The organism is Ruegeria sp. HKCCD3925, from assembly GCF_057221175.1.
On sequence record NZ_JBWVBI010000003.1, the window covers coordinates 541,814 to 548,217 of the forward strand.

Sequence of the window (6,404 nt, forward strand, 5' to 3'; positions counted from 1 at the left end):
AAGCTAGGGTACTTCAAGTCCCAGCTTTTCGACCTGTTCGGTCGCTTTTACTGTCCACTGATCTTTCATCTCAATCCCGGTTAATTGCCGCAGCCCCAGCTTGCGGAGCGTTTCGGTTTTCTCGGCTGTGCCCGCCCCAAAACTTGCCGCGACCCGGGGCCACCAATAGTCGACCGACGCTTGCATTTCTGCAGCCTTTCCCTGTTCGATCAGCTTGCCCGCACCCTCAAGCGCAAGCTCCCCATGGCGCGCCTCGATCGGGGAAATCTCGCGGAAGGCCTCGGCCAGAGGCTGATAGGATATCTGCGAAAACTGGGCGAGTTGGACGTCAACCGCCTGGCTCATCAGCAGGTTCATAACCACGGCATCTTCCCATCCTTCGATCGGATAGTTGAATACAGCAAGGCGCATGTCGTGTTCGGACCGCGTAGCCCCGATATCCGCATCACGATCCAGACGTGTGGTCCAGGGATGGTGATTTGCATAGCGGTCAGTGTTGGCTCCGAACTCGCCCATGATTTTCAGGACACGATCTGCGTTGTCGGTCTTTTCCAGCACAATCTTGGCCGCCGCGATGCGTTCCTTGATGCCCGGGCCCAGATTTATGATGTCGGCAAAGCCCGCTGCGCCGGCCAGTTCGCTGTCCACGAAGGTCGCCATCAGTTTCATGAGCTCTGCACGATAGCGCGGAGGCACGTTGGTTGGATTACTCAGGACACCACCCGCTGCCAAATAGCTCTCGATTGTCATGTCTTCAGCCATCATTCCCTCCGTCTACTGATCGTAGTCCACGACAACGGTGTCGGTCATCGGATAGGCCTGACAGCTCAGGACGTATCCTTTCTCGACTTCGTAGTCTTCCAATGCGTGATTGGCGACCATCTCGACCTCGCCTTCAAGCACTCGGCAGCGGCAGGTTGAACAGACCCCGGCCTTACAGGCGTAAGGCGCGTCCATCGCATTCTCCAACGCGGCATCGAGAATCGATTGATCCTTCGACATGGTGATCGTTTGCGTTGCCCCGTCCATGGTGATTGATGTTTTGGTCTGGTTGTCCTGAGACGCCGTGTCCGCCCCGCTCACTTTGCGCTTGACCCGACCGGGTTGAGCGCTGGCGAAGAGTTCAAACTTGATCTGCCCGTCGTTCAGCCCATGCGCCCGCAGGGCTGAGGCAATGCCCAGCATCATCGGCTCGGGGCCGCAGATAAACGCCGTGTCGACGTTCTGAATATCGATCCAGTGTTCAAAAAGTTCGGCACATTTGTCTTGCGTGACCAGACCGGTAAAAAGCTCGATTTCCTGCGCGTCTGTTTCCAGAATATGGATCACGTTCAGACGCCCCATATAGAGGTTCTTGAGGTCCTCAAGCTCCTCTCGGAACATGATCGTGTTCACGCCCTTGTTGGCATATACCAATGTGAACCGCGAATGTGGTTCTCGGGCAAGCGTCGTCTTCAGGATCGAGAGAACCGGCGTGATGCCCGACCCACCCGCAAAGCCCAGATAATGCTTTTCGGCGGAGGGATCGATTGCGGTGTAAAAGCTGCCCATCGGCGGCATCGCCTGCACCGTATCGCCCACCTTTAGATCGGAGTTGGCCCAGGTCGAGAACGCGCCGCCATCCACGCGCTTGATCCCCACCTGCAGAATGCCCTCATCCTTTCCCGCGCAGATCGAATAGGACCGGCGCAGTTCTTCCCCGTCGAAATCGCGGCGGAAGGTCAGGTACTGGCCTTGGGTAAAGTCGAATTCATCGGCTGAACCGTTTACAGGTTTCAACGTCACGACCACCGCATCGCGGATGGTTTTGTGAACATCGGTAACTTCCAGATCATGAAAGCGTGCCATCCGGTGATCCTCCCTCAGATGCACTTGAAATAGTCAAAAGGTTCCAGGCAGTCGGTGCAGCGCCAATGGGCCTTGCAAGGGGTCGAGCCAAACTGGCTGACCTTTTCAACCGCCTTGCTACCGCAATGTGGGCAGCGTTCAGGTCCACCTGCAGGCTGCGGCGGGGCGATGCCGTAATCCTCGAGCCGAGCACGGCCCTTGTCGCTGAGCCAATCGGTGGTCCAAGCCGGTGCGATACTTGTCTCGATCCGCAGATCGTCGATTCCATGATCACGCAGCGCAGTTTCGATATCCATGCTGATGACCGAGGTCGCCGGGCAGCCTGAATAGGTCGGCGTGACGGTAACCGTCAGAGTGTTTTCATCCCATCGCACATCGCGTACAATGCCCAGATCGACGACCGAGATCACCGGAATCTCAGGGTCTGGTACAGCGTCCAGCCATTCCCAAACCTGATCCGTTGAAGCCCGCATTGATCCTTACCACTTCGCGCCGGGATATGCGCGCTGCAACCACTGCATCTGTGTCAGAAGATGGCCCAGATGCTCGGTATGCATGCGACCGTCGCGCCCGCCCTTATGGGCAAAGCGGCTTTCGGGAATGGTTAGTGTCGCCTCGGACAGCACACGCTCGATCAGAGCGTCATATTCTGCGCGCAGATCTGCCGGGTTCGGGGCAATCCTCGCCGCAACCATTTCTGCATCAACATCGTCACTGGCAAACATCTCGCCGACATATGGCCAGAGATAGTCCAGCGCCTCTTGCATGCGGGCATGACTTTCCTCGGTCCCATCGCCGAGGCCAACAACCGTGTCGCCCGAGCGTTCGAGGTGGTAGGTGACCTCTTTGCTGGCCTTGGCGGCAATCGCCGCGACCCGGTCGTCAGAGGATGTCATCAGACGCCCCAGCATGATCGAATGCCACGCATCGAACAGGAACTGACGCATCAGCGTGCGGCCGAAGTCGCCGTTCGGCACTTCGACCAGCAGCACATTGCGGAAATCCCAGGCGTCGCGCAGAAAGGCCAGATCATCGGCGGATTTGCCGCCGTCGATCTCACCCGCAAGACCTAGCCACATCTGAGTCTGACCGATCAGGTCCAGCGCGGTATTGGCCAGCGCGATGTCTTCCTCCAGCACAGGCGCATGACCGCACCATTCGCTGACGCGATGGCCGAGGATCAAGGTATTGTCCCCCATCCGAAGCAGAAACTGCAGCAAAGCGTCATTGGAAACCGGAACACTCATTACATCGCCCCCACTTCTTCGGGAATATCGAAGAAGGTTGGATGGCGATACACTTTGCTTTCGCTGGGCTCGTACAGCGGACCTTTGTCGCTGGGCGATGAGGCCGAGATGTTGTTGGCCTCAACCACCCAGATCGAAACGCCTTCGTTGCGGCGCGTGTAGACATCGCGCGCGTTCTTGATCGCCATTTCCGCGTCCGGGGCGTGTAACGACCCAACATGGCGGTGGCTCATGCCATGTTGTCCGCGGATGAAGATTTCCCACAGGGGCCATTCGTTGTTCATTTGGTATCCTCCTCAGGGCAGTCTTATTCTGCAGCCAGATTTGCGGCGCGTTTCTTGCGGGCATGAGCCAGCAGTCCGTCGCGAACCCATTTACCGTCGTCCCACGCCTTGTTACGCGCGGCCAGCCGGTCGACATTGCAGGGGCCGTTGCCCTTGATCACATCGAAAAACTCGGACCAGTCCGGGTCGGTGTAATCATAATGGCCCCGTTCTTCGTTCCATTTCAGGTCCGGGTCAGGGATACTCAGACCCAGATATTCGGCCTGAGGCACGGTCTGATCCACGAATTTCTGGCGCAGCTCGTCATTGGTGTTGATCTTGATCTTCCACGCCATGGATTGCGCCGAATGCACGCTTTCCTTGTCCGACGGCCCGAACATCATCAGCGACGGGTACCACAGTCGATTTATTGCATCCTGCGCCATCTTACGCTGCTCTGGCGTACCCTCTGCCATCTTGCGGATCGCATCATAGCCCTGGCGCTGGTGAAAGCTCTCTTCTTTACAGATGCGGATCATTGCGCGCGAGTATGGTCCGAAGGACGTCCGCTGCAGCGGAACCTGGTTCATGATCGCAGCGCCATCGACCAGCCATCCGACCGCGCCTATATCGGCCCAGTTCAGTGTCGGGTAGTTGAAGATCGACGAATACTTCATGCGCCCGTCCAGCAGCATCTCGGTGATCTCATCCCGGCTGACACCCAGCGTTTCTGCCGCGCAATAGAGATACAGCCCATGCCCGGCCTCATCCTGCACCTTGGCCAGCAGGATCGCCTTGCGCTCCAGCGTTGGCGCTCGGGTGATCCAGTTTCCTTCGGGCAGCTGGCCTACGATTTCAGAATGTGCGTGCTGGCCAATTTGACGGATCAGTGTCGCGCGATAGTCGTCGGGCATCCAATCCTTGGGCTCGATCTTGATATCGGCGTCGATCTTGTCCTGAAACGCGCGCTCCTGCTCGGTCATCTCCTCGCGGGATTTCACGCCGGATCCGGCTGTTTTAATCATCTGAGCGTACATGTGAGGTCTCCTCCCTTACACACGTTCAAGAATAAGTGCGGCACCCTGCCCTACCCCGACACACATGGTGCAGAGCGCGTAGCGGCCTCCGGTGCGGCGCAGTTGATAGGCAGCAGTCATCACTAGCCGCGCACCGCTCATTCCAAGCGGGTGGCCAATGGCGATCGCCCCGCCATTTGGGTTCACATGCGGCGCATCATCGGGCACCCCGAGTTCGCGCAGCGTGGCTAGGCCCTGCGAGGCAAACGCCTCGTTCAATTCTATCACATCCATCTGATCAATGCTGAGCCCAGCCCGTGCAAGCACCTTACGGCTGGCTGGAACCGGGCCGATGCCCATCACGCGCGGCTCCACCCCAGCAACGGACATGCCAACCACACGGGCAATCGGGATCAGATCGTTCTTTGCCGCAGCAGATTCATTCGCCATCAGGATCGCCGCCGCGCCGTCGTTAACACCCGAGGCGTTTCCAGCGGTCACAGTCTTGTCCACCCCGTTGATGCCCTTTAGGCCAGACAGTTTCTCTGCTGTAGTCCCCGGACGTGGATGCTCGTCCGTATCGACCACCACCGGGTCACCTTTGCGCTGTGGGATTGTGACCGGGGTGATCTCCTCCTGAAACACCCCGGTCTGGTGCGCCGCGGCCCAGCGGGCCTGGCTGCGTTCGGCAAACGCGTCCTGATCGGAGCGACTGATACCATAAGCTTCCGCTACGTTATCCGCTGTTTCGGGCATCGAGTCGATACCAAATTCCTTTTCCATTTTCGGGTTCACAAAGCGCCAGCCGATCGTGGTGTCGTAAATGGCATTGGCACGAGTAAAGGCGGATGTTGCCTTGGGCATCACAAATGGCGCACGCGACATGCTTTCGACCCCACCCGCGATCGCCATGTCATAATCCTCAGCCTTGATGGCGCGCGCAGCCATGCCCACCGCATCCATGCCAGACGCGCAGAGCCGATTGATTGTCGTTCCCGGTACATCCACCGGCAGCCCTGCCAGCAACGCCGCCATCCGCGCCACATTGCGGTTGCTTTCACCGGCTTGGTTCGCATCGCCATAAATCACGTCGTCCAGACTGGACCAATCCACCTGTGGGTTACGCGCGACAAGCGAAGCGATTGGCAGGGCGGCAAGATCATCTGTGCGCACCTGGCTTAGTCCACCGCCATATCGTCCGATCGGGGTGCGCTGGGCGTCGCAGATAAAGGCGTCCATAGGTCGATTACTCCGAATTTGAATTCACATCATTAAGTGACCGATAGGTCGGTTAATAAGCCTCTCATCGATTCGCAGCAAGCATTATGTTACTTCAACTACGTTTTCTTGATTTTTCCGTAACGCATTGACTCGCTGCGAGTAACTTGGTCGTGTGAAGTGTAGTCTCTGCCGGCTTACCACCTGCGCCAATACCGTCTCAGACCTTTGATAAGGGTTCCTTCAACACAAAATTTGACAAATCGAAAGCGTACTTAGACCGCTTCGAATAGGCAGTTTGAAATGTTGCCATTCTGAGATTGGAGTTCCGGTAAACGTTTGTATCTGCGGCAGACATCGCACCAGATTGTCTGGTTTTGACCTGTAGCGTTTAATGAATGACACTTAACAACTTTCGTCCCAAAAGCCGCCTTCAGTCATCGACAATCATCAAGTTAACTTTGAAAAGAAGCGTTGAATGCTCAATGCGCAGAAGCCGAGACGACATCCATCATTCGCCGCTGTCTATCGGAGATCAAGTTGATCCCGTTAGAACGGAAGTATGCGATTAAACTTGTTGAGGAACTGTCGGTGTATTTGCGTTGGTTGAGATTCAAAACGAACAAAGCCGCCCTGCGGCGGTCTGTTCGGTGCTTTGTTCGACCCAATTGCTTGCGGGAGTAGGATTTGAACCTACGGCCTTCATGTTATGAGCCTGACGAGGTTTGATCGTTAATCGAACAGTCCGGTGGACTGTTTGTAGTCTGCACGGGCTGCTCTGGGATTTTCTAAAGTTGGTTGCGGGAGCAGGA

The 6,404-nt window shown here is 57.0% G+C and carries 7 protein-coding genes; all 7 read right to left on the minus strand.

All coding sequences use genetic code 11. The annotated features are described in order from the left end of the window. Positions 1 to 3: 3 nt before the first annotated feature. The 7 genes from AC2TEM_RS10125 to pcaF are packed head-to-tail and all read right to left on the minus strand — an operon-like array spanning position 4 to position 5,613. Positions 4 to 762: a Phenylacetic acid catabolic protein gene (locus tag AC2TEM_RS10125; protein ID WP_170397722.1), complete on the minus strand. Its 759-nt coding sequence runs from the start codon at positions 760 to 762 to the stop codon at positions 4 to 6. 12 nt (positions 763 to 774) lie between these two features. Next, positions 775 to 1,848, minus strand: coding sequence for a 1,2-phenylacetyl-CoA epoxidase subunit PaaE (paaE, locus tag AC2TEM_RS10130; RefSeq protein ID WP_170424496.1), 1,074 nt, complete (start codon positions 1,846 to 1,848; stop codon positions 775 to 777). Positions 1,849 to 1,862: 14 nt separating this feature from the next. Next, a complete protein-coding gene (gene paaD, locus AC2TEM_RS10135; protein WP_170397728.1) occupies positions 1,863 to 2,321 on the minus strand; it encodes a 1,2-phenylacetyl-CoA epoxidase subunit PaaD in 459 nt (152 codons plus the stop codon). 6 nt (positions 2,322 to 2,327) lie between these two features. Continuing rightward, positions 2,328 to 3,095, minus strand: a complete 768-nt coding sequence (gene paaC, locus AC2TEM_RS10140; protein ID WP_170397730.1) for a 1,2-phenylacetyl-CoA epoxidase subunit PaaC — start codon at positions 3,093 to 3,095, stop codon at positions 2,328 to 2,330. Then, positions 3,095 to 3,379: a 1,2-phenylacetyl-CoA epoxidase subunit PaaB gene (gene paaB / locus AC2TEM_RS10145; protein WP_170404692.1), complete on the minus strand. Its 285-nt coding sequence runs from the start codon at positions 3,377 to 3,379 to the stop codon at positions 3,095 to 3,097. Before paaB ends, paaC begins: the two co-directional genes overlap by 1 nt. Before the next feature lie 23 nt (positions 3,380 to 3,402). Further along, positions 3,403 to 4,395: a 1,2-phenylacetyl-CoA epoxidase subunit PaaA gene (gene paaA, locus AC2TEM_RS10150; protein WP_170397736.1), complete on the minus strand. Its 993-nt coding sequence runs from the start codon at positions 4,393 to 4,395 to the stop codon at positions 3,403 to 3,405. A 15-nt stretch (positions 4,396 to 4,410) separates the two neighbouring features. Beyond that, on the minus strand, positions 4,411 to 5,613 hold the full coding sequence (pcaF, locus tag AC2TEM_RS10155; protein ID WP_170424500.1) for a 3-oxoadipyl-CoA thiolase: 1,203 nt from the start codon (positions 5,611 to 5,613) through the stop codon (positions 4,411 to 4,413). Positions 5,614 to 6,404 lie beyond the last annotated feature (791 nt).